Source organism: Thalassospira alkalitolerans, assembly GCF_002115745.1.
Taxonomy (GTDB): domain Bacteria; phylum Pseudomonadota; class Alphaproteobacteria; order Rhodospirillales; family Thalassospiraceae; genus Thalassospira; species Thalassospira alkalitolerans.
The window spans coordinates 19,900-45,666 of sequence record NZ_JFKB01000014.1 but is presented as its reverse complement, the minus strand read 5'-3'; the positions used below and the strand labels follow the sequence as shown (position 1 = coordinate 45,666).

At 53.5% G+C, this 25,767-nt stretch carries 20 protein-coding genes; 6 read left to right on the top strand and 14 right to left on the bottom strand.

Annotation, left to right across the window (positions count from 1 at the left end; genetic code table 11):
- Nucleotides 1-7: 7 nt before the first annotated feature.
- Nucleotides 8-430, top strand: a complete 423-nt coding sequence (locus TALK_RS17405) for an ATP-binding protein (RefSeq protein WP_085620421.1) — start codon at nucleotides 8-10, stop codon at nucleotides 428-430.
- Between the two features lie 18 nt (nucleotides 431-448).
- Here the strand turns inward: TALK_RS17405 and TALK_RS17400 are convergent, their stop codons facing one another.
- Nucleotides 449-1,252, bottom strand: coding sequence for a DUF4197 domain-containing protein (locus TALK_RS17400; RefSeq protein ID WP_085620420.1), 804 nt, complete (start codon nucleotides 1,250-1,252; stop codon nucleotides 449-451).
- Nucleotides 1,253-1,364: 112 nt separating this feature from the next.
- Entirely contained in the window at nucleotides 1,365-3,956 is a 2,592-nt protein-coding gene (clpB, locus tag TALK_RS17395; RefSeq protein WP_085620419.1) for an ATP-dependent chaperone ClpB, read from the bottom strand.
- 373 nt (nucleotides 3,957-4,329) lie between these two features.
- On the opposite strand from clpB, the gene TALK_RS17390 reads away from it, so the two are divergent.
- Nucleotides 4,330-5,097, top strand: coding sequence for an MOSC domain-containing protein (locus tag TALK_RS17390; RefSeq protein ID WP_085620418.1), 768 nt, complete (start codon nucleotides 4,330-4,332; stop codon nucleotides 5,095-5,097).
- Between the two features lie 76 nt (nucleotides 5,098-5,173).
- Here TALK_RS17390 and TALK_RS17385 read toward each other — a convergent pair whose 3' ends face one another.
- The 11 genes from TALK_RS17385 to TALK_RS17335 all read right to left on the bottom strand — a co-directional run bounded on the left by TALK_RS17385 (nucleotide 5,174) and on the right by TALK_RS17335 (nucleotide 20,447).
- Nucleotides 5,174-6,754 carry a type IV secretory system conjugative DNA transfer family protein gene (locus TALK_RS17385; RefSeq protein WP_085620417.1) on the bottom strand — a complete coding sequence of 527 codons (1,581 nt, stop codon included), beginning with the start codon at nucleotides 6,752-6,754 and terminating at the stop codon, nucleotides 5,174-5,176.
- 293 nt (nucleotides 6,755-7,047) lie between these two features.
- Nucleotides 7,048-8,145 carry a DUF4167 domain-containing protein gene (locus TALK_RS17380; protein ID WP_139833873.1) on the bottom strand — a complete coding sequence of 366 codons (1,098 nt, stop codon included), beginning with the start codon at nucleotides 8,143-8,145 and terminating at the stop codon, nucleotides 7,048-7,050.
- Nucleotides 8,146-8,436: 291 nt separating this feature from the next.
- Nucleotides 8,437-9,357: a peptide chain release factor N(5)-glutamine methyltransferase gene (gene prmC, locus TALK_RS17375; protein WP_085620415.1), complete on the bottom strand. Its 921-nt coding sequence runs from the start codon at nucleotides 9,355-9,357 to the stop codon at nucleotides 8,437-8,439.
- 4 nt (nucleotides 9,358-9,361) lie between these two features.
- The gene (prfA, locus tag TALK_RS17370; protein ID WP_085620414.1) at nucleotides 9,362-10,444 is read right to left on the bottom strand and encodes a peptide chain release factor 1; all 1,083 of its coding nucleotides are present in this window, start codon (nucleotides 10,442-10,444) and stop codon (nucleotides 9,362-9,364) included.
- Nucleotides 10,441-11,790 carry a glutamyl-tRNA reductase gene (gene hemA, locus TALK_RS17365; protein WP_085620413.1) on the bottom strand — a complete coding sequence of 450 codons (1,350 nt, stop codon included), beginning with the start codon at nucleotides 11,788-11,790 and terminating at the stop codon, nucleotides 10,441-10,443. Before hemA ends, prfA begins: the two co-directional genes overlap by 4 nt.
- 7 nt (nucleotides 11,791-11,797) lie before the next feature.
- Nucleotides 11,798-13,039 carry a histidine--tRNA ligase gene (gene hisS / locus TALK_RS17360; protein WP_085620412.1) on the bottom strand — a complete coding sequence of 414 codons (1,242 nt, stop codon included), beginning with the start codon at nucleotides 13,037-13,039 and terminating at the stop codon, nucleotides 11,798-11,800.
- 127 nt (nucleotides 13,040-13,166) lie between these two features.
- A complete protein-coding gene (gene ispG, locus TALK_RS17355; RefSeq protein WP_085620411.1) occupies nucleotides 13,167-14,291 on the bottom strand; it encodes a flavodoxin-dependent (E)-4-hydroxy-3-methylbut-2-enyl-diphosphate synthase in 1,125 nt (374 codons plus the stop codon).
- A gap of 215 nt (nucleotides 14,292-14,506) precedes the next feature.
- Nucleotides 14,507-15,556 carry a helix-turn-helix domain-containing protein gene (locus TALK_RS17350; RefSeq protein WP_281251313.1) on the bottom strand — a complete coding sequence of 350 codons (1,050 nt, stop codon included), beginning with the start codon at nucleotides 15,554-15,556 and terminating at the stop codon, nucleotides 14,507-14,509.
- A 201-nt stretch (nucleotides 15,557-15,757) separates the two neighbouring features.
- On the bottom strand, nucleotides 15,758-18,040 hold the full coding sequence (gene ptsP / locus TALK_RS17345; RefSeq protein ID WP_085620410.1) for a phosphoenolpyruvate--protein phosphotransferase: 2,283 nt from the start codon (nucleotides 18,038-18,040) through the stop codon (nucleotides 15,758-15,760).
- Nucleotides 18,041-18,045: 5 nt separating this feature from the next.
- The gene (locus tag TALK_RS17340; RefSeq protein ID WP_085620409.1) at nucleotides 18,046-19,074 is read right to left on the bottom strand and encodes an NAD(P)H-dependent flavin oxidoreductase; all 1,029 of its coding nucleotides are present in this window, start codon (nucleotides 19,072-19,074) and stop codon (nucleotides 18,046-18,048) included.
- A gap of 152 nt (nucleotides 19,075-19,226) precedes the next feature.
- A complete protein-coding gene (locus TALK_RS17335; RefSeq protein ID WP_085620408.1) occupies nucleotides 19,227-20,447 on the bottom strand; it encodes an aspartate kinase in 1,221 nt (406 codons plus the stop codon).
- A 364-nt stretch (nucleotides 20,448-20,811) separates the two neighbouring features.
- On the opposite strand from TALK_RS17335, the gene TALK_RS17330 reads away from it, so the two are divergent.
- Together TALK_RS17330 and ubiG are read left to right on the top strand one after the other, a co-directional pair.
- Nucleotides 20,812-21,486 (top strand): HAD family hydrolase, encoded by a 675-nt coding sequence (locus tag TALK_RS17330; protein WP_169715063.1) that lies wholly within the window; start codon nucleotides 20,812-20,814, stop codon nucleotides 21,484-21,486.
- 93 nt (nucleotides 21,487-21,579) lie between these two features.
- Entirely contained in the window at nucleotides 21,580-22,344 is a 765-nt protein-coding gene (gene ubiG, locus TALK_RS17325; RefSeq protein ID WP_085620406.1) for a bifunctional 2-polyprenyl-6-hydroxyphenol methylase/3-demethylubiquinol 3-O-methyltransferase UbiG, read from the top strand.
- 78 nt (nucleotides 22,345-22,422) lie between these two features.
- On the opposite strand, the gene TALK_RS17320 is transcribed toward ubiG, so the two are convergent.
- Nucleotides 22,423-22,857 (bottom strand): DUF1178 family protein, encoded by a 435-nt coding sequence (locus TALK_RS17320; RefSeq protein ID WP_085620405.1) that lies wholly within the window; start codon nucleotides 22,855-22,857, stop codon nucleotides 22,423-22,425.
- A gap of 119 nt (nucleotides 22,858-22,976) precedes the next feature.
- Here TALK_RS17320 and TALK_RS17315 point away from each other — a divergent pair, with 119 nt between their 5' ends.
- A complete protein-coding gene (locus TALK_RS17315) occupies nucleotides 22,977-23,504 on the top strand; it encodes a class I SAM-dependent methyltransferase (protein ID WP_139833872.1) in 528 nt (175 codons plus the stop codon).
- A gap of 188 nt (nucleotides 23,505-23,692) precedes the next feature.
- Nucleotides 23,693-25,606, top strand: a complete 1,914-nt coding sequence (locus TALK_RS17310) for a PhoX family protein (protein WP_085620404.1) — start codon at nucleotides 23,693-23,695, stop codon at nucleotides 25,604-25,606.
- Nucleotides 25,607-25,767: the final 161 nt, after the last annotated feature.

Below are 25,767 nucleotides of genomic sequence, written 5' to 3'. Positions count from 1 at the left end.
AGGGGAAATGACAATTCGTTCCTCCCAAAAACCAACCTTGACCCTGATCCGGGGGCTTCCCGGATCAGGTAAATCAACGCTGGCCGAAACGATTAGCACATCAAACGGTGCCTGCCATCTGGAAGCCGATCAATTCATGATCGACAGGGCGGGAAATTACCGGTTTGACGGGCGCAAATTACGCGATGCGCACAGCCAATGCGAAACCGAATGCGAAAAGAACCTTTCGCTTGGTCAAAGTGTGATCGTGGCCAATACATTCAGTGAAATCTGGGAAATGCAGGCCTATCTCGATATGGCGGAACGCCATCATGTCTCGCTTCAAATCATCGAATGCCATGGCCGGTTTGGCAATATTCACGGCGTCCCGGATGACAAGATCGACGCCATGCGCAAACGCTGGCAATCCCTGCCAGCGTCCTTGCACTAAGGTCAGGATCGATACAATTTAGTTAACAGCCGAAAAGACCTTTTTCAGAACATCCGTGGTCCATTGTGCCGGATCACTGCGGATATCGGCTTCTTGCTGTGCGATGTAATAGAAAAGCCCATCCTTCGCCTTTTCCGTCGCATGATCGGTCAGGGATGCCTTAACATCGGGCACCATTGGCAGGGTCGCATATTGCCCCATCATTTGATCATATAATTGCAAGGCACCGGTATCGGACATGGCATCGGTGATGACCGGGCGCAGCTTATCCTCGATATTCGTTCCCGAGACACGGCGAAGATAGGATGTTGCCGCATCATCCGGCCCTTCCAAAATGCCCTTGGCATCATCAAGGGTCATCTGGCTGACCGCGTCGACCAAAATGCCCCCGGCATCCTTCATGGTGGTTTCAGCCGCCCGGTTCATCCGAAGTTCGATTTCTTCGCCGTAACTGCCAAGCCCGGCAGCACTGAGCAATGATTGAACACGCTTGACCGTATCGGGCAACGGGATATGCGCCACCGGATCGGCATTAAAACCATCGGTAACACCAAGATTGCTGGTAACGACCTCAACCCCTTTGTCCAAGGCTTGTTTCAATCCATCGGCAATGGTGTCCTGGGACAATCCCGCCAGCGACGTAGAACTGCTTTCCGATGTCGACGTTCCGGACTTTTCCATAACACCGCCAAGGGCTTCTTTGGCCTTGTCAAAAAACGACTGCGCGGATGCCGTATTTCCGGCCCCGGCCAGCAGCGCCAGAACGGATGCCGATGCAATCAGCCGCGCGAATGTTTTGAATTTTGCCGGTTGGTTTTTCATGACCGTCCCTTTGGTTTCAGATTTGTACCATCCTGCTATGATATCGTGACGATGAAAAGGCAAAACCCCGATCAATGACCGGGGTTTTACAAAGATCAGGCGTCAAGGCAGATCAATCGACCAGCTCGACCTTCTTGCCATTCAATAACAAATGGCCACCTTCTGCTGAAACCGGGACGGTATCACCATCATTGATCGACCCATCAAGAATCTGCATCGATAACGGATTTTGCAGATACCGCTGGATCACCCGTTTAAGCGGACGTGCGCCATAAACCGGGTCATATCCCTTATCGGCAAGCCAGCTTTTGGCAAGCTCATCCAATTCCAGCGTAATCTTGCGATCCAACAGCAACTTATCAAGGCGGCTCAATTGAATCTCGACAATTTTGCCCATCTGTTCACGTTGCAAACGATGGAACAAAAGCACCTCGTCCAACCGGTTCAGGAATTCTGGACGGAACGATGCCCGAACAATTTCCATCACCTGACTGCGCAATTCGCCGCTGTCATGACCGGCTTCCTGATTGGCAAGAATGTCACCACCAAGGTTAGAAGTCAGAATAATCAACGTATTGCGGAAATCAACGGTCCGGCCCTGCCCATCGGTCAATCGACCTTCGTCAAGAACCTGAAGCAGAACGTTGAACACATCCGGGTGGGCTTTTTCGACTTCATCGAACAAAACCACCTGATAGGGACGACGCCGAACTGCCTCGGTCAGGGAACCGCCTTCTTCATAGCCAACATATCCCGGGGGCGCACCGATAAGACGCGACACCGCATGCTTTTCCATGAATTCCGACATATCAATGCGGACCATCGCCTGTTCATCATCAAACAGGAACTGTGCAAGCGCCTTGGTCAATTCGGTTTTACCCACCCCTGTCGGACCAAGGAACAGGAACGATCCCATTGGACGGTTCGGGTCCTGCAATCCGGCACGGGCACGCCGTACAGCATTCGCAATCGACTTGACGGCTTCATCCTGACCCACCACGCGTTTGCGCAGAATGTCTTCCATGCCCAAAAGTTTCTCGCGTTCGCCTTCCAGCATTTTATCAACCGGAATACCCGTCCAGCGCGACACGACAGAAGCAATATGTTTTTCAGTTACCGCTTCTTCTTTCATGCCGTCGGACTGATCGTCTTCGGCCCGTTCAAGCAACCGTTCCAATGCCGGAATTTCTTCGTATTGAAGTTGCCCGGCACGTTCAAGGCTTCCGTCACGCATGGCGCGTTCCAGTTCGCCGCGCGCCTGATCAAGTTGTTCCTTGATATGGGTCGATGCCGCCAGTTCCTTTTTCTGGGCTTCCCATTTCGCGGTCAGCTCGGCCGATTTTCCTTCAAGTTCAGAAAGCTCTTTGTCCAGACGGCCAAGACGATCTTTCGATGCCTGATCCTCTTCCTTTTTAAGGGCTTCACGTTCAATCTTAAGCTGAATAATCCGGCGATCAAGCTCGTCAATTTCCTCGGGCTTGGAATCCAGTTCCATCCGCAGGCGCGATGCAGACTCATCCATCAAATCGATGGCCTTGTCAGGCAAAAACCGATCCGTAATGTACCGGTTAGAAAGCGTTGCCGCCGCGACCAGTGCATTATCGGCAATACGCACCCCGTGATGGAGTTCGTATTTTTCCTTAATCCCGCGCAAGATCGAAACCGTGTCGGAAACCGTCGGCTCAGATACAAATACCGGCTGGAAACGCCGCGCAAGGGCCGCGTCTTTTTCGATATTCTTGCGGTATTCATCAAGCGTGGTCGCACCAACGCAATGAAGTTCACCGCGCGCCAGTGCTGGCTTCAACAGGTTCGAGGCATCCATCGATCCCTCGGCCTTGCCTGCCCCGACCAATGTGTGCAATTCGTCGATGAACAAAATGACCTGACCTGCTTCGGCCTCGATCTCGGACATAACCGCTTTCAGACGTTCTTCGAACTCGCCACGGAATTTGGCACCGGCAATCAACGCCCCAAGATCAAGCGATAGAAGTTTCTTGTCCTTAAGCGTTTCGGGTACATCGCCCTTAACGATACGCAGCGCCAGACCTTCGGCTATGGCAGTTTTACCAACACCAGGTTCACCGATCAGCACCGGGTTGTTCTTGGTCCGTCGCGACAAGACCTGAATGGCACGGCGGATTTCCTCGTCCCGGCCAATCACCGGATCAAGTTTGCCTTCGCGGGCGGCCTCGGTCAGATCGCGGGCATATTTTTTAAGGGCGTCATACTGGCTTTCAGCCCCGGAACTGTCCGCCGTGCGACCTTTGCGAATATCGTTGATCGCGCCGTTAAGGGCCTGTGCGGTAAGCCCCGCATCCGCCAGAACCTTGCCCGCAGTTGATTTCGGATCAAGCGCAATGGTCAGCAGCAAACGTTCCGCCGTGACATAACTGTCACCAGCCTTTTTTGCCACTTCCTGCGCCTGATCAACCAAACGGGCAAATTCAGATGACAGGTAAATCTGTCCATTACCGCCCGATACCTTGGGCAGTTTGGCCAGTTCTTCGGCGCATCTGGTTTGTGCGACTTTGGGCTTTCCACCCGCTGCCTTGATAAGATTGGCTGCCAAGCCTTCTTCGTCGTCCAGCAGCACTTTCAACAAATGGATTGGTACAAATTGCTGATGGTTTTCACGCAGCGCCAGTGATTGCGCAGACTGAAGAAAACCTTTGGACCGGTCCGTAAACTTTTCAAATTCCATGCCTGTTACTCCTTGAGCTAACAGTACTACACCATGCGGACCTTCACTGAAGCATCCGCGACCTTAAGTGGTTTCATCCACAATAGAAATTATCAATCTTTCCATCGCCGACGTCTTTGATATGTCTCAGTTCAGGATGTTTGCAAGGTAATTCCCCGGCAAAAGCGGCAAGAATTAATTATCCGACGCAGCATCATTCAAGAATGCAGGCAAATGGGTTGGCATTCTTCCCTGATTTGACGTCAGAATAACGATTGGAATACTTGCCCTTGGGAATACAAGTCTTTAACGTCACCTCTTGTCATATAGTCGGCCCGCATGTCAGATCGCCGCGTTTCCAGCATGCATCATGGGCCAAACAGGATCGAACGCCATGACCGTCCAGCTTAAAGCCATCAACCGTTATCCTGTCAAAGGGTTGCGCGGCATTGAAATGCCTTCTGCCGAAATCAGTGCACATCAGATGTTGCAAGATGATCGCCGTTTCATCATCGCGACCCAATCATCGGTCGGGCAGGATGGCATTCATGAATGGGCCCGCAAAAGCAATTTCCTGCAATTGGTGAACACACCCAAACTGGCTGAACTTGGCACCGAGTATGACGCCGCCACCACAACACTGACGATCCTTCGCAATGGTCGCGCCATCTGCAAGGGCAACCTTGCCGATAAAATGGGCTGCACTGTCATCGAGGATTTCCTCAAGGCGTTTTTGAAAAATGATATTGCCGGAACACCGAAAATCCATTCGGTCCCCGATGTCCGCTTTGGCGATATGAAAGAACCCTATATTTCGGTGATCAATCTGGCATCGGTACGCGATTTCAGTGACCGCATCGTTCAAAAGGAAATCGACCCGATGCGGTTCCGCGGCAACCTGTTGATTGACGGGCTTGATCCCTGGACGGAACTGAAATGGGAAGAAGGCCAGATCGTTAAAGTCAATGACATCAAGTTTCGCGTCATCCACCCGATCACCCGATGCAAGGCAACCAGCGTCAATCCTGACACTGCCGAGTCAGACATCAATGTTCCCCTGCAACTTCGCAAGGGTTTGAACCACCTTTATATGGGGGTGTATGTCGAAGCGATTGAAAACGGCACCATCCACCCCGGCGATGAAATCACCATCACCCAATAGATTGCCCCGACTTTCCAGATAACAGCAGCCCTACATTAACAGGCGGCAATTGCCGTCTGTTAAACTCTGATCGGCATCAATTAAAGGTCGGGGCGTGGACGGCCATCCCGTGGAACATATCGTCATGATACCAATCAATCCGATGGGCGCGGATCGGCGGAACCCCCTTGCGGAACAGAATTTGTTCATCATCGGGAAAGCGGGCAACTTCGGCTGATCGCAAAATCGGCTGATTGTCTTGCGGGCGCAGATGCACTGGTCGGTCATTGCCGCCACCACCACCAGTATCATCAAATTTCGACATCGCTGTCAGACCGGAAACCCAGTCAAGGTTGAACGCCCCATCCTGGCTCAGAACTGAAATCGCATCGGCCCGGCCCACAACGTTTTCCCAATTAAGACAAACATCCATCAAGCCACTGACACCGGAAAACCCTGGCCAAACAATCATGCCATCGCCAAAACCGCCCCCCAAAAGGCGTTCAAACAGCGGCATGCGACCGACGGCCTCGATCCCGTCAAACAGAACCAGAAATTCGGGATCACCGTTTTTCCATTCACGTCGACCAATCAACTGCATCACGGCACCAATCATCACCCGGCTGAATGCGGTTTGGGTATCGGGACTGTCCCCGCCCATTTGCCCGACAATAAAGATCGATACCGGTCGGCCAATAAGGTCTTCAACGCCAAATGTGCTGCTGCTGATCATCCGTGCAATCGCCGGATTATCAAAATCGGCCGTTGCCATCCGACATGCTTCGATAATCGACATGCGCTGATCCTCGGTCATATCAAGGATCGTCAGGGCAACATCGGAAATCCGGCCATCGGCGGATTCTATGCTCATCAGTTCTTCAATAATTTGATAAAATCGCTGCGACGGCATGACCAAATTGCGCCGGACTTCCGCAAGGCTTCGATTATCCTTCAGGCTTTTCTGAAATGTATAAACGATAAAACCCTGCAAAAGCGTCCGGGCTACACGTATTTTCTGCTCGTCCAGTTCCTTTACAAAGACCGGTGCCAACAGGGTATCGGCGATCACCCCGGCATCGGCGATCAAGCCTTCGCCCTGCGGGCGCATAAAATCGCACGGATTAAATTGATCACTTTCCTCAGCGGCCTGCCCATGCGGATCAATCAGGATCACCCGTTGGCCCATCTTTTTTCGACGGTCCTGTACCACACGGTAAATACTGCCAAAGCGTTCATATACAAACAGGCTACCGCTGTGCAGCAGGGCGTTTGGCTCGGCCGAGGCGCGGTAATATTCTTCGGGTTTGCTGGAAAATGTAATCACCCGGCGCAGGCCCGACGCCCCCAAAAGCCGCTTTTCCGGCCCCCAGCGGCCAAGAACAAGGGACGGCTTGGCCTCAAGCAGTTTGCGTGCATCCAGATCCTCGACCTTGGCCCACTGGCCTTCGGCCTTCATCTTCGCAGCCTGCATCGGCGATAAGGACGGAGCTTTACTGCCCGATGACGATTGCATCCGATTTAGCATAATCACGACCAGCGGCAGAAACATCGGAATGATAAAACAGACCGCGCCCAAAAGGGCCATTTCATAGTCACCGTTAAACAGGCCAAGTGCGACAACCATCCCACCAAGCGCCCATAACAGCACCATGATGACCCGGAACAAACCTGTACCCATCACCGATCCCCCAAATTAATTACCTGTCTTGCGGCGAAGCGTCCCCACCCCATGTGACTGTCTTTCGTTCACCGATCATATTGCAGGCCTCATTGCCATAAAGTGATACCAGTTAAAATCACCAGTTGCATCATATTACACATTTGATAACGCAAGGTTTTGCAGCACCAAGTCACAGTTAACGCTTGTAAAGCTGGCTTCCAGCACATGAACAAACACGCCCATCGACCAAAACAACAAACCCCGCAGGATTTCTCCGACGGGGTTTGTTGAATTCAATATTGGCCAAGCGATCAGGCGGAAACAGGTTCCGCAGGTTTATCTTCGCTTTCACCTTCTTCGCCATCTTCACGGCCAGCAGCACGGCTACGGCCACGACGCGCCGTCGGATGACGACCACGTGTCCGACTGGTTGCCGCAGCAGCCTTGCGAGGTTTCTTTTCTTCGCCGTCAGCAGTTGTGACATCGCCGTCATCGGCGGCGGCAACCACTTCAACAGATGGCTGTTCGCCTTCGCCAGCAACGGCTGCTGCGACTTTAGGCGGACGACCACGTGCCGGAGCACGGCGTGCGCGCGGTGCGCGTTTTACCGGCGCCTCTTCGACGTCATTCTTATCCGTCGCAGAAGTAACAACGGCTTCACTTGCAGAAGCAACGGCTTCATTCACGGTGTTATCGCCATTATCGGCAGTGTTTTCCGCAGGAACCGCTGCAACGTTATCTTGGCTGGCAGCATTGTCGCTGTCATCGCCATTCTGATTTTCGTTGCGCTCGTCACGGACCGGGCGATTGTTGCTCCGACCATTACGCTCCGTACGATCATTACGATCCGTACGCTCGTTGCGATCCGTACGGTCATTACGCTCTGTACGCTCGTTACGATCAGCACGGTCATTACGCTCCGTACGCTCGTTACGATCCGTACGGTCATTACGCTCGTTACGATCAGCACGGTCATTACGCTCCGCACTATCAGTGCGATCGCTACGCTCATTACGATCCGTACGCTCGTTACGCTCCGTACTATCAGTGCGGTCGCTACGCTCATTACGATCCGTGCGCTGCGGACGATTGTTTTCACCGCGTTCTTCGCGACGCTGGTTTTCCCAGTCAACCGCCGCCTGCAGAATACGATGATAATGCTCAGCATACTGATAATAGTTTTCCGCCAAAACCGGATCATCCGTGCAATCCTTGGCCAGCGAAACGTATTTTTCGTGAACTTGCTGGGCGTTTCCACGAACGCGCCCGTCCGGACCGTTGCTATCAAAAGTTTGGAACTTCGGACTTACAGGACGTTTATTCGGCTGAGGCCGACCGCGCGGACGTTTATTATTATTGTTGTTGTTATTGTTACTATTATTACTGTTGTTGTTATTGTTATTTCTCATATCAACATGTCTTTGGTGTTGAAGGACAAATCCGGACCAATTTAAAGGCCCTGGAACCACTTCGTCTGAAAAACATATTTCCCGCTAAACAGTACCGGTTAAAAGGCACCGCGATAAATCAGCCAGATACCAATAAAGGAACGGAGATTTGTTACTGTTTACAGGGGAACACGGCGCTATCATAGCGCGTCGGGCACCCGGCCCGTAAAAACCAACTTATATGGCTTGACGCGTTATTCCAACTGTTTTTTTTAATGCTCACCGTTTTTTTGCGGCAGTACGGAATACCATTCAGATAACGCAGCGACCAACGGCACAGCGGGTCTTTTTCGCGGCAACACACCGCACAATCCCGCCAAGATCCTCGCGATATTCAACACCGACAAATCCCGCCTCAACCAAAAGCCGGGCGACGGCATTTTCCTGCCCCTGACCAATTTCAAAAATAACAAACCCCGCTGGTTTGACGAGGCCAAACGCCACCCGTGACAAAATCCGGTACGCACCAAGCCCGTCACCTTCGTCGGTTAAGGCCAAACGCGGATCAAACCGGCTTACTTCCGGGGATAGATCATCCATTTCATCACGTGTGATATAGGGTGGATTGGATACAACCAGATCAAAACCCTCGGTCCGTTCGTCATCCGTAACGGCCTGATCCCAATCGGAAACGCGAAATTCAACCTGCCCGCCATACCCCAATTGATCGGCGTTTTGACGTGCACAGGCTACCGCGCCTTGGCTTATATCAACGCCAAGTCCACGGGCGTTTTGCAAATCACCAATAATCGACAACAAAAGACACCCGGTACCCGTTCCAAAATCAAGCACCGTCGGTGCATCCCTGTCTTCAAGCCAGTCAAGCGCCAGTTCGACGATTGTCTCGCTATCAGGGCGCGGGTCCAGTGTTTCAGGGGAAAGCTTAAAGCTGTGACGCCAAAAATCACGTTGCCCCAAAATACGCGACACCGGCTCACGTTTCAGGCGGCGCGCGATCATGTCGCGGAATTTGGTGGATTTATCATCCGCAACGATATCTTCGGGCCAGGCCGCAATACGGCTGCTATCAACACCGGCGGCATCAGACAAAAGAATGCGTGCGTCCATACGCGCATTATCAATACCGGCATCACGAAGGGCGGCCACGGCCTCGGTCATCAGATCACCAAGCGTCGCCGCATTATTCGGGGTGCGGGCATCATTTGCCGTCATTTGATCAATTCTCAATCTCGGCCAGTTTCTGTGCCTGATCTTCGGCGATCAGGGCATCAATCATTTCATCAACCGATGGGCCACCGGCGATAAAATCATCCAGGCGATAAAGCGTCAGATTGATCCGATGATCAGACACACGCCCCTGCGGGAAGTTATAGGTCCGGATACGTTCCGAACGATCCCCCGATCCAACCTGCGACTTGCGATCCGCCGCACGCGCATTATCCTTGCTTTCGCGTTCCTGATCATACAGGCGCGACAGCAACATCTTCATCGCTTTCTCTTTGTTCTTATGCTGCGATTTTGCTTCCTGACTGGCGGCAACCACACCGGTCGGGATATGGGTAATGCGCACGGCACTATCAGTGGTGTTAACGTGCTGGCCACCGGCCCCTTGCGAGCGATAGGTATCAACGCGCAAATCCTTGGGATCAACATGGATATCAACGCTTTCGGCCTCGGGCAGAACAGCCACAGTCGCCGCCGAGGTATGAATACGCCCGCCACCTTCTGTGACCGGCACACGTTGCACACGATGCACACCACTTTCGAATTTAAGCCGTGCAAACACACCGGCCCCCGATACGTTGACAATCACTTCCTTGTAACCGCCAATATCGTTTTCATTGGCATCCATCTGTTCGAACTTCCAGCCACGGTTTTCGGCATATCGCTGATACATGCGATACAGATCAGCCGCAAACAGGGCGGCTTCTTCACCGCCGGTGCCAGCCCGGATTTCAAGAATGGCGTTCTTTTCATCCGCGTCATCCTTGGGTAGCAACAACAGCTTTACGTCGTGTTCTGCGGTTTGCAGTTCTTCAAGGATTTCGTATTTTTCGGCTTCGGCCATGTCGCGCATATCGCGATCAGAAGAGCCGTCATCAAGAATTTCCTGCGCACCGTCCAGATCAGAACGCAGCTTTTTGACCTTTTCGACCGCTTCGACAACCGGGGATAATTCGGCATATTCGCGCGACAGCTTGGCAAACGAACCGCCATCCACCGCCCCCCCCGATAGCAGAGATTTGAGCTCGTCGAACCGGCGCACAACGCCATCAAGTTTACCAGGGTCCAGACTCACTCTTTTTTCTCCTTCGGGATTTCATCAATATTATCGGCTTTGACACTATCATTTCCGGTTTGTAACGGGAACAAACGGGTCAGAAGCTTCTGCGCCTTCATCCATTCAACCGTACCGGCACCATCGGTTGTCGCCGCAAGGTCTTTAAGCGCTTGGGTCGGTGCATGCAACAACCGATTGACCAGCAACCGGGTTGCTTTTTCCGCATCCCCATGACTTTCGCGAAGCGCGTCATCACGTACGGCTTCGAAATGCGCCCGAAGATCGGCCATCGCCGGAACGGCGGCACGTTGCGCCCGGCCGCGCACAAAATGCTCGACCTCTTCCTCGATCAGGGCCCAGGCTTCGTCGGCCTTTTCCTCGCGGCCGCCGCGCCCTTCGGCGGCGATCTTTTCAAGATCTTCCAGCCGATAGAAAAACACTTCGTCAATTTCATCGACCTGCGGATCAATATCACCGGGAACGGCCGTATCGATCATCAAAACCGGGCGATAGCGCCGCCGTTTGATCGCCGCCAGCGCGCGCACCTTATCGATGATATAACGCCGTGAACCACCTGCGGTCAGGACCATATCGGCCTCGGCCAGCAAACGGTCCAAATCTTCCATTTCCGACCAATGGCAATCAAGCCGTCGCGCAACCAACCGCGCCCGTGCGGCCAACCTGTCAGTTACCAAAACCCGCCCCATGCCGCGTTCGGCAAGGGATGCTGCGATCAATTCCCCCATATCCCCGGCACCGGCCAGCAATAAGGTACAATTGGCGATATCACCATGAAGATCGCGCGCCACCGATTGCGCGGCGGCGGCAATCGAAACCGCGCCCTGCCCGATCCCGGTTTTGCTGCGCACCTTTTTCGAAATGGCATAGGCGGTTTGATACACCAGTTCCAGTTCACGCCCGACAAGCTGATGTTTACGCGCAATCCGGTGGGCATCCTTGACCTGACCAAACACTTCAGGCTCGCCAATCACCAAACTGTCAAGTGACGCGGCAACGGCAAAGACGTGGCGCAAGGCATCCCGGCCAGACCGGATGTAAAGTTCACTTGCCAGTTTATCGCGATCAATATCCGCCCAGAGTGCCAGCAAATCGATCAGGCGTTCACGCCCGCGTTCGGCCTCGGATGCCAAAAGGTGGATTTCGGTGCGATTGCATGTTGAAACCACAACCGCCTGCCCCAGCCGGGCTTGCAAAATCGCCGATAAAAATTGCGGTAAACGGGCTTCGTCAATGAACAGACGATCACGGGTATCCTCGCTAGAGCGCCGATGATTGGTCCCGATCACCATCAGGCGATCGAGCGGCCAATCTCCGGCTTCTTCACGCGAGAATGCGTCTGTCACCCCAAACTCACCTTTTGCCGATTACGCCAGCAAGCTGATCCAACGCAACTTCTTGCTGTTCACCACTATCAAGGTCGCGCAGTTGGGCAACGCCCTTGGCCAATTCATCATCGCCAAGGATAACCGCCAAACGGGCATTGGCCTTGTCCGCACGTTTCATGCGTTTTTTCATATTCCCGGCATAGCCAAGCTCGACCGCAATGCTGGCTTCACGCAATGTCTGCGCCAATGTCCGGCATTTTGCCTCGGCGGCATCCCCCATCGGGATCAGGGCAACCGGGCGTGGTGCTGCCGGGGCTTCGCCAACCATCAGCGCCAGACGTTCAACGCCCGCCGCCCAGCCAACACCGGCGGTCTGCGGGCCCCCCATGGTCGAAATCAAACCATCGTAACGGCCACCGGCCATCACGGTGCCCTGCGCACCAAGGGTGTTGGTCGTGAATTCAAAACAGGTATGGCAATAGTAATCAAGACCACGCACCAGACGCGGGTTTAAGTCATAACCAATGCCGATATCCCCAAGACCACCAGTCAATGATTTAAAGAATTCCTGGCTGTGTTCGTTCAGGTATTCGGCAAATAGCGGCGCATTGGCAACCAGTTCGCGATCCCCGTCGTCCTTGGAATCAAGAATACGCAGCGGATTTTTTTCAAGGCGCGCGCGGCTGTCTTCGGACAGCTTATCGAAATGGCCTTTGAAATAATCAACCAGCACATCGCGGTATGCCGCCCGGCTTTCCGGATCACCAAGCGTGTTAAGTTCCAGTGAGATATTATCCCACAAACCAAGCGATTTAAGGATATGTGCGCCATAGGCGATCATTTCGATATCGCCCGCGACCTGTTCAACACCCAGCAATTCAGCACCGATCTGGTGGAATTGGCGCTGGCGGCCTTTTTGCGGCCGTTCATAGCGAAACATCGGGCCATAATACGAAACCTTGACCGGCGACATCTGCTGCATACCGTTCGAGATATAGGCGCGTGCAATACCCGCCGTGCCTTCGGGACGCAACGTGACCTGTTCGCCGCCGCGGTCTTCAAACGTGTACATTTCCTTGGTCACAACATCGGACGTATCGCCAAGGGTCCGGGCAAAAACCTCGGTAAATTCAAAGATCGGCGTGGACATGCGATGATAGCCATACAACTCGCCAATGTCGCGCGCGACCTGCGCGATATGATCCTGCAGACGATTCTGTTCCGGCAGAAGGTCATGCGTGCCACGGACGGGTTGAAGCGATGCCACTTTGGGTCTCCGATCTAACTTGAATTCCAGATATTTGCGCCAAATACAATCAACACAAACTCATATGAACATGAAAATAGCTTTCCACCGTGATGGCGGAAAGCCAAAATTCGTCAATTCTGCCGTGCTATTCTGCGGCAGTCAGTTTTGCAGCTTCTTCGGCCTCGATCCGGGCCGCACGTTCTTCGACCAATTCAACGATATGATCGACCATTTTTTCCGTGCTGACATTGTGATCGGGACGGCCGGAAATATACATTTTGTGGTTCCCGCCACCACCACCGGTCAAACCGATATCGGTTTCACGCGCCTCCCCCGGACCATTGACAATACAGCCAATGATCGACAGCGAAATCGGGGTTGAAATATGGGCCAGTCGTTTTTCAAGTTCGGCCACGGTATCAACCACGTTAAAGCCCTGGCGCGCACAGGACGGGCAGGAAATGATCTGCACGCCGCGCGTCCGCAGGCCAAGCGATTTCAGAATGTCATACCCGACATGGATTTCTTCAACCGGGTCGGCTGACAGGGACACACGCAGTGTATCGCCAATCCCGGCCCACAGAAGGTTCCCCATGCCAATCGCCGATTTCACGGTACCGCTGCGAAGACCACCTGCCTCGGTGATCCCCAGATGCAACGGATAGTCACAGGCCTCGGCCAGGCCGTAATAGGCCGCAACCGCCAGAAACACGTCGGACGCCTTGACCGAGATTTTGAACTCGTAAAAGTCCTGATCTTCAAGGATCTTGGCGTGGTTCAATGCACTTTCAACCATCGCCTCGGGGCAGGGTTCGCCGTAACGTTCCAGCAATTCCTTTTCAAGCGACCCGGCATTGACGCCAATACGCATCGAACACCCATGGTCCTTGGCTGCCTTGACGACTTCGCGCACACGATCGTTCGAACCGATATTGCCCGGATTGATGCGCAGGCATGCCGCACCGGCTTCGGCGGCTTCAATCGCGCGTTTATAATGGAAATGGATATCGGCAACGATCGGAACATGCACCTGTTTGATGATGTCCTTCAGCGCGGCTGTCGATTCCTGATCCGGGCAGGAAACCCGAACGATATCGGCACCTGCTTCTTCAAGGCGCAAAATCTGATCCACGGTCGCATTCACATCCGTGGTCAGCGTGTTGGTCATCGACTGCACCGTAATCGGCGCATCTCCGCCGACTTCGACATTACCAACGCGAATTTTGCGGCTATGCCGACGATCAATATCTCGATAAGGGCGGACGCTCATTTCCAGTTCCAAGCAAATCTGTGTCTCGCGCAGCAGAACTCATTCTAAAGGTGTTCTGCATCCTGCCCGACTATATAGCTTATCAAGTGGTGATTAGAAACCGTTGCCTTATGGTTTTTCCGTCACATTTTGCAAAGCTGTCATAAAAAAAGCGGCCCCGTAAGGCCGCTTTTCCAAAATCAATGCTGATACCATCGCAACAATGGCGGGCGCAATTATTGAACGGTCGTCTGACCGGCCCCTTCAAGTGCCTCAACATCAAGCGAAAAGTCCGAAATCACGGCACCATACTCACCGACGGGCAATGCTTCCTTGTCATCAATGCTAAAGGTCAGTGCCCCGGCATTGCCAACTTCAAGCATCAATCCGTTCCGGTTCGGCACGCGATAGGTATCGCCAGCACTTAGCATCCGGGTCAGCAAGATATTGCCATCAGCTTCGCGGATACGAACCCAACTGGTTTCGACCGCTTCGATGGTGACACGGCTATCGACATTAACCGAACCAAAGACACGACCACCGCCAACTTCATCAACCGTGGGCGCGGCCGGAACAGCCGCGGTTTCGGTTGCCGGGGCCAAAGGCGCTGCTGCTGCCGGTGTCTCGGCAACCTCGGCGACGGCGGCTGGCTTTTTAGCTGGCACAACTGGCGCTTCTGCGCTTTCAGCCGGAGTTTCTTCAACGATTACCGGTGTATTTTCCGCAACCGGGGCTTCCGCCATTTCCGTCACGGGTTCTTCGACCGGTTCCACTATCTGGGCATCGACCATTGGTTCGGCTTCGGCCGCATGCGCGTCCGCTGCATTTTCCAAATTGCGTTCCGGCGTGGAATCAGCACCCCCTGACGTATAACTTGCCAGACGTTCAGGCAGCGGATCGACCAGATCGGCAATGGTTTTGCCCTGACTAGACAGATAGTACCACCCGCCATACGCACCGATGCCAAGCAATGCCGCAATCAAAAGAACGGCACCGCCGGGAACACGACTTTCCTGAACAGGTTTCGGGAAACTAAGTTCCGAACGAACGTCCGGTGCATTGCTTTCGGCACGAAAACGACGTGCGATTTCAGCACTATCAAGTCCGAGATGTTCGGCGTAGGCTTTGACAAAGCCCATGCCATACGGGCCACCGGGCAACACCGAATACTCGCTGTTCTCGATCGCCTCGATATAAATCTTACGGATACGCAGTAACTTGCAAACATCTTCCACACTTTGACCCAGGCTTGTCCTGGTGTGTCGCAGAAGACGTCCTATCTCCATCTGATCCGAAGAATAACTGGTATCTGCTTCCATCTTGATATCATTTGACGGCCCATTCCCAGGCAGCGGCCTGAAACGCAAGCGCCCCCCGGATTGCTCGTCCAAATGATCTTCCTTTCGCTTTCCGATCGCCAACTCCGCACCCCCACGTTACGATCTAGCAATAAAAATAGCAGATGCCCCCACCAAAGGCGATTGTTTTTAAAGTTTTACACCGTGATCTATTGCGAAAGCCTTAAGACGGGATCGCAATGATCTGCTGGAACTATTCATCACAGACAAGACATAGTCCTCAACGCTTCTGGCATTCATGCTTCGGACCATTTCCTTTACAGGACCAACCGCAGCAGGCGCCATAGACAAGCGTCGAATACCCAATCCAATCAGTGCCATCGCTTCCAACGGACGCCCGGCCATCTCGCCACAGATGGTCAAACGCACATTTCGTTCATCACACAATGTGACAAGTTGCCGCATAAAGGCAAACACACTTGGCGAAAGCGTGTCGTAACGCCCCTCGATCCGCGGATTTCCACGGTCAGCAGCGAACATAAACTGCAACAAATCGTTGGTCCCAACCGACAAAAAGTCGACACGCGCCAACAGGGCCGGCGCTTGCCATATCAGCGCCGGGACCTCCAACATTGCTCCAACCTCGACCCGGTTCGGTACATAGCCGCGTTGCGCTTCGCGTTTCAGTTGCTGATCCAAAAGCCCCTTCGCCTGATCGAATTCTGCGACCTCGGCAATCATCGGGAACATGACATACAGATCCCGTTGATGGGCAGCCCGGATCAGTGCGCGCAATTGATGGACAAGCACAGCAGGCCGATCCAGTGTAATACGGATCGAACGCCAGCCCATCGCCGGGTTCTCTTCTGTCATATCCTGCCAATAGGGCAACAATTTGTCACCACCGACATCAAGGGTACGAAAAACAACCGGGCGGCCTTCGGCCTGTTCGAAAATTCGGGTATAAAGCCGTGTCTGATCGACAATATCGGGCATTGCGGATCGCACCATGAACGGAATTTCCGTCCGATACAGGCCAATCCCATCGGCCCCGCTTTCGATGACATGGGGCACATCAATCAAAAGACCGGCATTCACATTCAGCGATATATCAATGTCATCACAGGTCCGTGCAGGCAAATCGCGCATCTGGGCATAAAGCACCTTGCGCTGCGCACGGGCTTTCAATGCACCATCGACAACCGATCGGACATCCTCGGTTGGCCGGACAAACAATTGCGCATTATCCGCATCAACAATCAGCGGATCGCCGGTTTCAACCTTGTCAAGAACGCCCTTGACCCCGCCTAAAACCGGGATATCAAGCGCGCGCGCCACAATCGCCACATGCGAAGTATGCGACCCTTCCTCAAGCGCCAGCCCCCGCAACCGCGTGTGGTCATAGTCCAAAAGCTCGGCCGGGCCGATATTGCTGGCAACCAGAATGATGTGATCGGGCAAATCGCCAAAAGCAGGCGACTGATATTGCCCCGATAAATGCTGCAACAGGCGATTGGCCAGATCTTCAAGATCGTGCAAACGTTCGCGCAAATAAGGATCACTGACCTGTGCCATGCGTGCGCGCGTATCATCATGCACCTTTTGCACGGCGGCTTCGGCAGTCAAACCGGTATGTACAGCCTCGGTAATCCGGTTCAACCAGCCGGTATCCTGTGCGATCATCCGATAGACTTCAAGAATGTCCCCCGGATCATCGCCACTGCCATTGCGCTCAAAACTTGAAACAGCTTCCAGCATCTTGTCGAGATGGCTCTGCAGGCCGTGCATTGCCTCGCGCAGGCGGGTCAGTTCTTCTTCCGGATCCTCGGACACCATCCGATCGATAACGATGCGTGGCTGATGCAGAACGGCAATACCCTTGCCGATCCCCGGCGCAAGTCGTGCGCCGCCCAATCGCAACGGTAACAATGCAATCCCGTCGGTCGGAAGCAATTCATCACGGCTGACAAGCTCGCCACCGGCGACCATTTCGGCCAGCACCATGGCGACATTTTCAAGCGCTTCCTGTTCGTCCTCGGAATAAAGACGCTCAGTCCGGTTCTGCACCGCAAGAACACCGATGATACGGCCCCCGCGCAGGATCGGCACACCGATCATGGAATGATAGATTTCCTCACCGGTTTCCGGGCGATAGGCAAAATTTGGATGGCTTTGCGCGTCTTTAAGGTTAAGCGGGCGCGCATGGGCCGCAACATAACCGACAATCCCCTCGCCAACCCGAAGGCGGGTCATATGAACCGCCTTGGCCGACAAACCGCATGTCGCAAAAAGCTCAAGCACCTCGCCCGCACGCATCACATAGGCAGAACAGACCTCGGCCACCATATCGGCCGCAATAATGGTCACGATCTTTCCAAGGCGTTCCTCAGCGGTCCCCGGGCCAGCCATGACGTCGCGAACGCGCTTTAAAAGGCGTCGCGGACCAGTGACTGCGGCGGACGGTATGCTCATCGGGCTTATTTGTCTCTTTGTGCGAGGGACTGAACGGCCTGTTCGACCAGTTCTTCAAGAATTTCGGCTACCGGTTGTTCTTTCTTTACCATACCAACCGATTGTCCTGCCATAACCGATCCGCCTTCGACATCACCATCGATGACCGCACGGCGCAAAGCGCCTGCCCAGTAATGTTCGATTTCAAGCTGGGCGGCACCCTGATCAAGTTCACCGGCGCGGAATTTCTCGATCACCTTGCGCTGGGTTTCGCGGAATTCCTCTGTCCCTTTATTTGCAAGGGCGCGAACCGGAATAACCGGGAACCGGTCGTCAAGCTGAACCGTGCTGACCGCATCGCGCGCACTGGCACGGATAAAGGCCTTTTTGAAATCGGCATGGGCAATGCATTCGCTGGCACAGACAAGGCGTGTGCCAATTTGCACACCGGCAGCACCTTGTTCAAGCAACCCGGTAATGGCTTCGCCGCGACCGATACCGCCCGCACAAAAGATCGGCACATCCTTGATTTCCGGCAGGATTTCCTGAGCCAGAACTGTCAACGATACCGGGCCAATGTGCCCCCCGGCTTCGCTGCCTTCAATCACCAGCGCATCCGCACCCGAACGCACCAGTTTTTTCGCCAAAACCAGCGCCGGGGCGAAACAAACGACCTTGGAAAATTCTTTGGCTTTTTTAATTGCTGCCGAGGACGGCAACCCACCAGCCAGAACAACGTGACCAACTTCATGTTCACGGCAAACTTCGATCAGATCATCCAGCATCGGGTGCATGGTAATCAAATTGACGCCAAACGGCTTGTTGGTCAGTGCCTTGGTCCCGGCGATTTCCGCTGATAGCAGGTCCGGCGTCATCGATCCGCAGGCAATCACGCCAAAACCACCGGCATTTGATACCGCCGCCACAAGGTGACGTTCGGAAACCCAGGACATTGCGCCAGCCATAATGGCGTAATCCGTTCCCAGAAATTCCTTGCCCGCCGCCCACAAATTTTCAAGGCGGGCGCGTGCTACATCGAATTTCGGATTGCTCATATTTCAAATACCCCAAAGCAGAAATGCAGGAAACCTAAGGTTCCCTGCCATTTCATCATAAAGGCCGAAACCGATAGTTCCAGCTAGTATGTAATAATTGACGCAATTTAACAGTGACTTAATCGCAAACGATAAAGTTCCAGGTTGTTAAATTATTCAGCGTCCAGACCATATGCGGTGTGAAGGGCACGAACGGCCAGTTCGGTATATTCCTCGGCGATCAGAACACTGACCTTGATTTCCGAGGTCGAAATGACCTGAATGTTGATGCCTTTTTCCGCCAGCGTTTCAAACATCTTGCGGGCAACCCCAACATGGGATCGCATACCAACACCGATGATTGAAACCTTGGTCACATCGGACGTGCTCAGCAATTCCTTGTAACCAATATTGACCGAATTACCTTCGATCACCTGAAGCGCACGCTTGAATTCGCCACGCGGCACGGTAAAGGTCATATCGGTGCTTTTACCGTCTTCAGAAACGTTCTGCACGATCATGTCGACATTGATATTCGCATCAGCCAACGGGCTGAAGATAGAAGCAGCGATTCCCGGTTTGTCGGCGACTTTCACCAAGGTGATCTTGGCTTCGTCACGACTATAGGCAATCCCGCTGACAACTTCCTGTTCCACGATTTCGTCCTCGTCTACAACAAGTGTACCTTCTACATCGCTAAAGGACGAACGGACCTGCACCCGGACGCGATGGTTCATGGCCATCTCGACAGAACGGGTTTGAAGGACCTTCGCACCAAGCGATGCCAGTTCAAGCATTTCTTCGTAGGTGATCTTTTCGATCTTGCGCGCTTTGGGCACGATGCGCGGATCCGTAGTATAGACGCCGTCAACATCGGTATAAATATCGCAACGATCCGCTTTTAGCGCCGCCGCAAGGGCAACCGCCGACGTATCCGAACCGCCACGCCCCAGCGTGGTGATGCGATTGTCAGGCGCAATTCCCTGAAAACCGGCAACGCAAACGACTTCACCGCTATTCATGCGCTTGTCGAGTTCGGTCGTATCAATTTCCTGAATACGAGCCTTGGCATGTGCGCCATCGGTCTTGATCGGAATCTGCCAGCCAAGCCATGAACGTGCAGGCACATCAATGCTTTGCAGCGCCATCGCCATAAGTCCGACGGTAACCTGTTCCCCCGATGAAACGATCACGTCATATTCACGTGCATCATACATCGGCGAAATTTCATCAGCCCAGCCGACCAATTGGTTGGTTTTGCCCGACATGGCCGAAACGACAACGGCAACCTGATTGCCGGCATCGACCTCGGACTTGACCCGGCGGGCGACATTCTTGATCTTTTCGACATCAGCGACCGACGTGCCGCCAAATTTCATGACAATACGGGCCATGAAGCATCCCCGCTAAACTTGCCATCCCATCGGAGTTCCGAAAAAGATGGCATATGATCCGGCCCTCGATCAATTGGCGCAAGCCAGCAACGCGGCGCGCGGCCTGATCCGGGCGGCGTTATCAATACTGCCTTACTCTTCTGGAAACAAGCATCAACGCAGGGATAAATTGCGTATGGTTGCATTTTAATCTTACAAAATGATCTGAATGCATTCCAATTGGCAAAAACCGCAAAAGACCACGCGATGCTTTACCCAGAAACCCTGATATCGCCCGTAATTAATGCATTGCACATATCCCTTTTTAATCCCTTTTGGCACAAGACAGCCAAGACAATACCGACCTGATCAAGGACCAAATTCGATGCCAGATATGCCTGTAACCGTCCGGCTCCGCAAACCGGCAATGGTTATCTTTGATGTTGGGGAAACGCTGATTGATGAAACCGGAATATGGCATCGCATTGCCGCCCGGTTTGGCATCCCCCCATTTACCGTCAGTGCCGTTGCCGGTATTGCGCTGACGCGGGGGTTGGGATTTCGTGAAATCCTGGAAGAACTTGCGCGGTTTTCCGACTTGCCAGTGGAAACATGGCGAAGCCCCGACCTGCTTGATGTCGGGCTGGATGATTTATACCCCGATGTTGTTCCCGCATTTGGCAATTTGCAATCTGGCGGCATCAAAATCGGCATTTGCGGCAATCAGCCCCAATCGACCGAGGATGTCCTGTCCCGATTGCCCATCAATATCGACTGGATGTCCAGTTCGGCCCGGCTGAACCTGCGCAAACCCGATCCGGCATTTTTCAATGCCCTGATCGACCAAACCGGCATTGATGCCCAAGATATCCTGTACGTCGGCGACCGGCTTGATAACGACATCTATCCGGCAATCCGCCATGGCATGCAGGCAAGCTGGTTATTGCGCGGTCCGTGGGCCTTTGCCCAGTGGCATGAAAACCGCGACGTTCCCGATATTCATATTTCACGCAGCCTGAACGGGCTTGCAAATCATCTGATAAATGATCTGATCGGTTAACCCATCACACAAGCAGGGTGTTGCCTTGCCGTGCCTGCCCGCGTAAACAGGGCAGAGCAAAACAAAATCAATATCATGCCTTCGGAGCCGCCCATGTCGCACGCATCCGCCCAAAACAGCCGCACCGCCAACGCCGATGAAATTGCGCGCTTTTCGGCCATGGCCGAAAAATGGTGGGACCCGAACGGGGTGATGAAACCGCTGCACAAATTCAATCCGATACGGTTGCAGGTTCTGCGCGACAACATTTGCGCCCATCTTGGTCGCGACCCCCATCAAATCGATGCTTTGAAAGATGTCGAAATCATCGATATCGGCTGTGGTGCGGGCCTGTTATCCGAACCATTGGCCCGCATGGGGGCCAAAATGACATCGATTGATGCCGCCGAAAACAATATCGAAGTCGCCAAAGTCCATGCCGCCCAATCCGGGCTGGCAATCGACTATCGCAATTGCACCCCGGAAATGCTGGCCGATGAAGGCAAACAATTCGATATCGTCCTGAATATGGAAGTCATCGAACATGTCGATGATCCGCAATTCTTCATGCAGGCCTGTGCCGCCCTTTTGAAACCGGGCGGCTTGATGTTTGTCGCCACCCTGAACCGCACGCTGAAATCACTGGCACTGGCCAAATTTGGCGCGGAATACATTCTGCGCTGGTTGCCTGCGGGCACCCATGACTGGCGCAAATTTGTCAAACCGTCTGAAATGTCCGGCCTTTTGCGCGGCGCGGGACTGGATCTGGTGGATATTACCGGTGTTGCCTATAACCCGATCACCGATAAATGGTCGGTGGCACCGCGCGATCTTGACATCAATTACATGGTCATCGCGCAAAAACCTGCGGACGCGTAATCACGTCGCCCATCGACCAACTTGGGGATTTTTGCGCAAATGCCATCACCTGACGGGGGGATTTGCGCAACACTTTCGTCAGTTTTTCTTGATATCATCCTGCCAAGGCAGGGCATGAACATCGATGCCTTCATCAATCAGTTCGGCGGTTTCCTTTAACGAGGCTTCGCCGTAAATGCCGCGTTTTTCGGTTTCGCCGTAATGGATTTTGCGGGCTTCTTCGGCGAATTTTTTGCCGACATGCTCGCAATTTCCTTCGACCTGCTTGCGGATTTCGGCAACGGCGGCTTTGGTCGCTTCGACCATGGCGACCTGGCGGCTTTTTTCCGCCGCCTCGTCTTTCTGGCGCGATGTCCGCAACCTTGGAGCCATCAATGCCTTGCCGACATTCACCGTCCCGCAATGCGGGCATGACAGTTCACCGCTGGCAGACTGGGCCTCATACGTGGCACCGTCTTTGAACCAACCTTCAAATTCGTGATCATGTTCGCATTTAAGCTGAAAGAGGATCATGCTGTCATTTGTTCAAGGAAACCGTAAAAGTTGCAAGGCGACTTGATATCAATGATATAGCCGCATCAGACCGGAATGCCAGTTTAAGGCCGAACATTCAATAACCAAGATTTATGAAAATGTCATCCTTAATGCCATCGCACACGATTACATCACATTGCCCGCCCTGCCCGGCCCCCGGCGCAACTGCACTTGATCTTGCCTGTGGTGGCGGGCGTCACAGTTTTTGGCTGGCGGATCATGGCTGGAAAGTCACGGCAATTGATCGCGACCTTTCCAAAACAGACAGGGCCCGAAACCCGGCAATCAATTGGGTCGAGGACGATCTTGAATGCGGGGTTTGGCCATTTAAAGACAAGGCATTCGATCTTATCGTCGTGGTCAACTATCTGCATCGTCCGTTGTTCGATGATCTATGCCAAGCTGTAAAGCCGGGTGGCACCATATTGTACGAAACATTCATGACCGGAAATGAAAAATTCGGCCGCCCGCGATCCCCGGATTTCCTGTTGCAAGCTGATGAACTGGCCCGCGTTTTTTCCGATTGGGACATAAACACATTCCAGCAAGGGGAAGTTTCGAACGGCAAAATCCCCGTCGCCGTAAAGCAATTCATATCGGCACGGAACCCCAAAATCAGCACGTGATGAAAAGCTGTCCACGTCAGGACAGGACGCCCGGCACTTATTTAAACCTGCGGTTTTCCAATAAGATATATCGCGTTTCAAACTCCCTCTAAATGATACGTTATAACATAACAAATTTGTCATGCGCGAAACGCCTGGTTTAAGGCATTTTTGCCAAACCCGTTTCCGCCTTGATAAAGAGAGAGATCATGAACGAACAGTTTGAAATCATCGAAGACCGCGATGACATTCCATCCAACCCGACCAACAATCCCCGTGTTGCCGACCTGATCAATGCCCGTCTGACACGCCGTGGATTTTTCAAAGGCCTGATGGCGACGTCCGCCGTTGCCGGTGCCGGAATTGTAACAACGGGCATGGCCCGCGCGCAGGATGCATCAACGCTGACCTTCAAGTCGATCCCGCAGAAAATTGCCAAATCCCACACGGTTGCCGACGGTTATGATGCCAATATACTGATCCGTCATGGCGACAAGGTTGTGGCAGATGCCCCGGCCTATGTTCCGGGTGCAGTTGATGCCGCGGCCCAGGTCAAACAGTTCGGTTATAACAACGATTTCATCGGTTACCTACCACTGCCCGCCGGTTCGAACAATTCCGATCATGGCTTACTGTGTATCAACCATGAATACACCAATGCCGAATTGATGTGGCCGAGCCTTAAAGATCCAATGGGCGCCTCCAAGGAACAGGCACAGCATGAAATCGCCGCCCACGGTCATTCGGTTCTTGAAATCAAAAAAACCGATGGAAAATGGCAGGTTGTTGACGGATCGCAATATGCGCGCCGTATTTCCGCCCTTGAAACCGAAATGGTGATCACCGGCCCCGCAGCAGGCCATGACCGCCTGAAAACCAGTACGGATCAGACCGGAACGCGGGTGATCGGCACCCTGAATAACTGTGCAGGTGGCAAGACGCCCTGGGGCACCATCCTGATCGCCGAAGAAAACTTTAACGGTTACTTTGGCGGCGACATCGCCAAAACCAACGAAGAACGCAATTACAAGCGCCTCGGCATCGAACCGGACAGTTGGTATAGCTGGGTCAACCATTTCGACCGTTTCAATGTTGAAAAAGAACCGAACGAGCCGAACAAATTCGGCTGGATGGTCGAACTTGATCCCTATGATCCATCATCGACACCGAAAAAACGCACGGCCCTTGGCCGGTTCAAGCATGAAGGTGCGACCGTCTTCCTGAACAAGGATAATTCCGTTGTCGCCTATTCCGGCGATGATCAGCGGTTTGATTATCTGTACAAATTCATTGCATCGAAAAAATACAACCCGAATGACCGTGCGGCAAATATGGACATCCTTGAAGATGGCACGCTTCATGTTGCCAAATTCAACGACGATGGCACCGTCAACTGGATGCCGATCATTCATGGTGAAGGCCCATTGACCGCAGAAAACGGCTTTGACAGCCGGGCCGACGTCCTGATCGAAACCCGCCGCGCAGCCGACCTTCTAGGCGCGACCAAAATGGACCGCCCGGAAGACGTCGAACCGAACCCGGTCAATGGCAAGGTTTACGTCATGCTGACCAACAATTCGAAACGCAAAGAACCAAACATCGCTAATCCGCGTGTCAAAAACATCCATGGTCACGTGCTCGAACTTACCCCGCCCGGCGGCATGGGCAAGGATGCCGATCACACGGCATCAACCTTTGAATGGGATATTTTCCTTTTGGGGGGCAATCCGGCCAACACCGATGACAAGTCGGTTTACCATCCCGGCGCCGAAAGCTGGGTTTCCTGCCCGGACAATTTGGCAATTGATCACAAGGGGCGCCTGTGGATTGCCACCGATGGTGCCCCGAAATCCGATATCCCGGACGGCATGCACGCCACAGACGTTGAAGGAGCCGGTCGCGCCCTGACCAAATTCTTCTTTGCCTGCCCGGAAGGGGCGGAAATGTGCGGGCCGGAATTCACCCCGGATGGCAAAACCCTGTTCGTCGCCGTTCAGCATCCGGCAGATGGTTCGACCTATGACGCGCCCAGCACCCGCTGGCCGGACTTTGCCGATGGTGTTCCACCGCGCCCGTCGGTTCTTGCCATCACCAAACAGGATGGCGGCGAAATCGCCGGATAATTCAAAATAAGGCCAGGCCAAAGTCAGGCCAAAGTCAGCCCCTGATCCGGTGCAAATCGCATCGGTTCAGGGCGACCTGACAAACCATCGGAAATTTAGAAGGATTTCAACCACCAAGCCCCCGTCAGGTTCAATGCACCGGATGCACCACCGACATACAT

Bases quoted from the DNA above. Each gene is read 5' to 3' on its own strand.
- prmC (WP_085620415.1), bottom strand. From the start codon at position 9,357: ATGACGGCAAATGATGCCCGCACCCCGAATAATGCGGCGACGCTTGGT.
- ptsP (WP_085620410.1), bottom strand. From the start codon at position 18,040: ATGAGCATACCGTCCGCCGCAGTCACTGGTCCGCGACGCCTTTTAAAG.
- TALK_RS17385 (WP_085620417.1), bottom strand. From the start codon at position 6,754: ATGGGTACAGGTTTGTTCCGGGTCATCATGGTGCTGTTATGGGCGCTT.
- TALK_RS17330 (WP_169715063.1), top strand. From the start codon at position 20,812: ATGCCAGATATGCCTGTAACCGTCCGGCTCCGCAAACCGGCAATGGTT.
- TALK_RS17310 (WP_085620404.1), top strand. From the start codon at position 23,693: ATGAACGAACAGTTTGAAATCATCGAAGACCGCGATGACATTCCATCC.
- TALK_RS17315 (WP_139833872.1), top strand. From the start codon at position 22,977: ATGTCATCCTTAATGCCATCGCACACGATTACATCACATTGCCCGCCC.
- TALK_RS17390 (WP_085620418.1), top strand. From the start codon at position 4,330: ATGACCGTCCAGCTTAAAGCCATCAACCGTTATCCTGTCAAAGGGTTG.
- TALK_RS17380 (WP_139833873.1), bottom strand. From the start codon at position 8,145: ATGAGAAATAACAATAACAACAACAGTAATAATAGTAACAATAACAAC.
- ubiG (WP_085620406.1), top strand. From the start codon at position 21,580: ATGTCGCACGCATCCGCCCAAAACAGCCGCACCGCCAACGCCGATGAA.
- clpB (WP_085620419.1), bottom strand. From the start codon at position 3,956: ATGGAATTTGAAAAGTTTACGGACCGGTCCAAAGGTTTTCTTCAGTCT.
- TALK_RS17405 (WP_085620421.1), top strand. From the start codon at position 8: ATGACAATTCGTTCCTCCCAAAAACCAACCTTGACCCTGATCCGGGGG.
- TALK_RS17340 (WP_085620409.1), bottom strand. From the start codon at position 19,074: ATGAGCAATCCGAAATTCGATGTAGCACGCGCCCGCCTTGAAAATTTG.
- TALK_RS17400 (WP_085620420.1), bottom strand. From the start codon at position 1,252: ATGAAAAACCAACCGGCAAAATTCAAAACATTCGCGCGGCTGATTGCA.
- TALK_RS17350 (WP_281251313.1), bottom strand. From the start codon at position 15,556: ATGGAGATAGGACGTCTTCTGCGACACACCAGGACAAGCCTGGGTCAA.
- TALK_RS17335 (WP_085620408.1), bottom strand. From the start codon at position 20,447: ATGGCCCGTATTGTCATGAAATTTGGCGGCACGTCGGTCGCTGATGTC.
- TALK_RS17320 (WP_085620405.1), bottom strand. From the start codon at position 22,857: ATGATCCTCTTTCAGCTTAAATGCGAACATGATCACGAATTTGAAGGT.
- ispG (WP_085620411.1), bottom strand. From the start codon at position 14,291: ATGAGCGTCCGCCCTTATCGAGATATTGATCGTCGGCATAGCCGCAAA.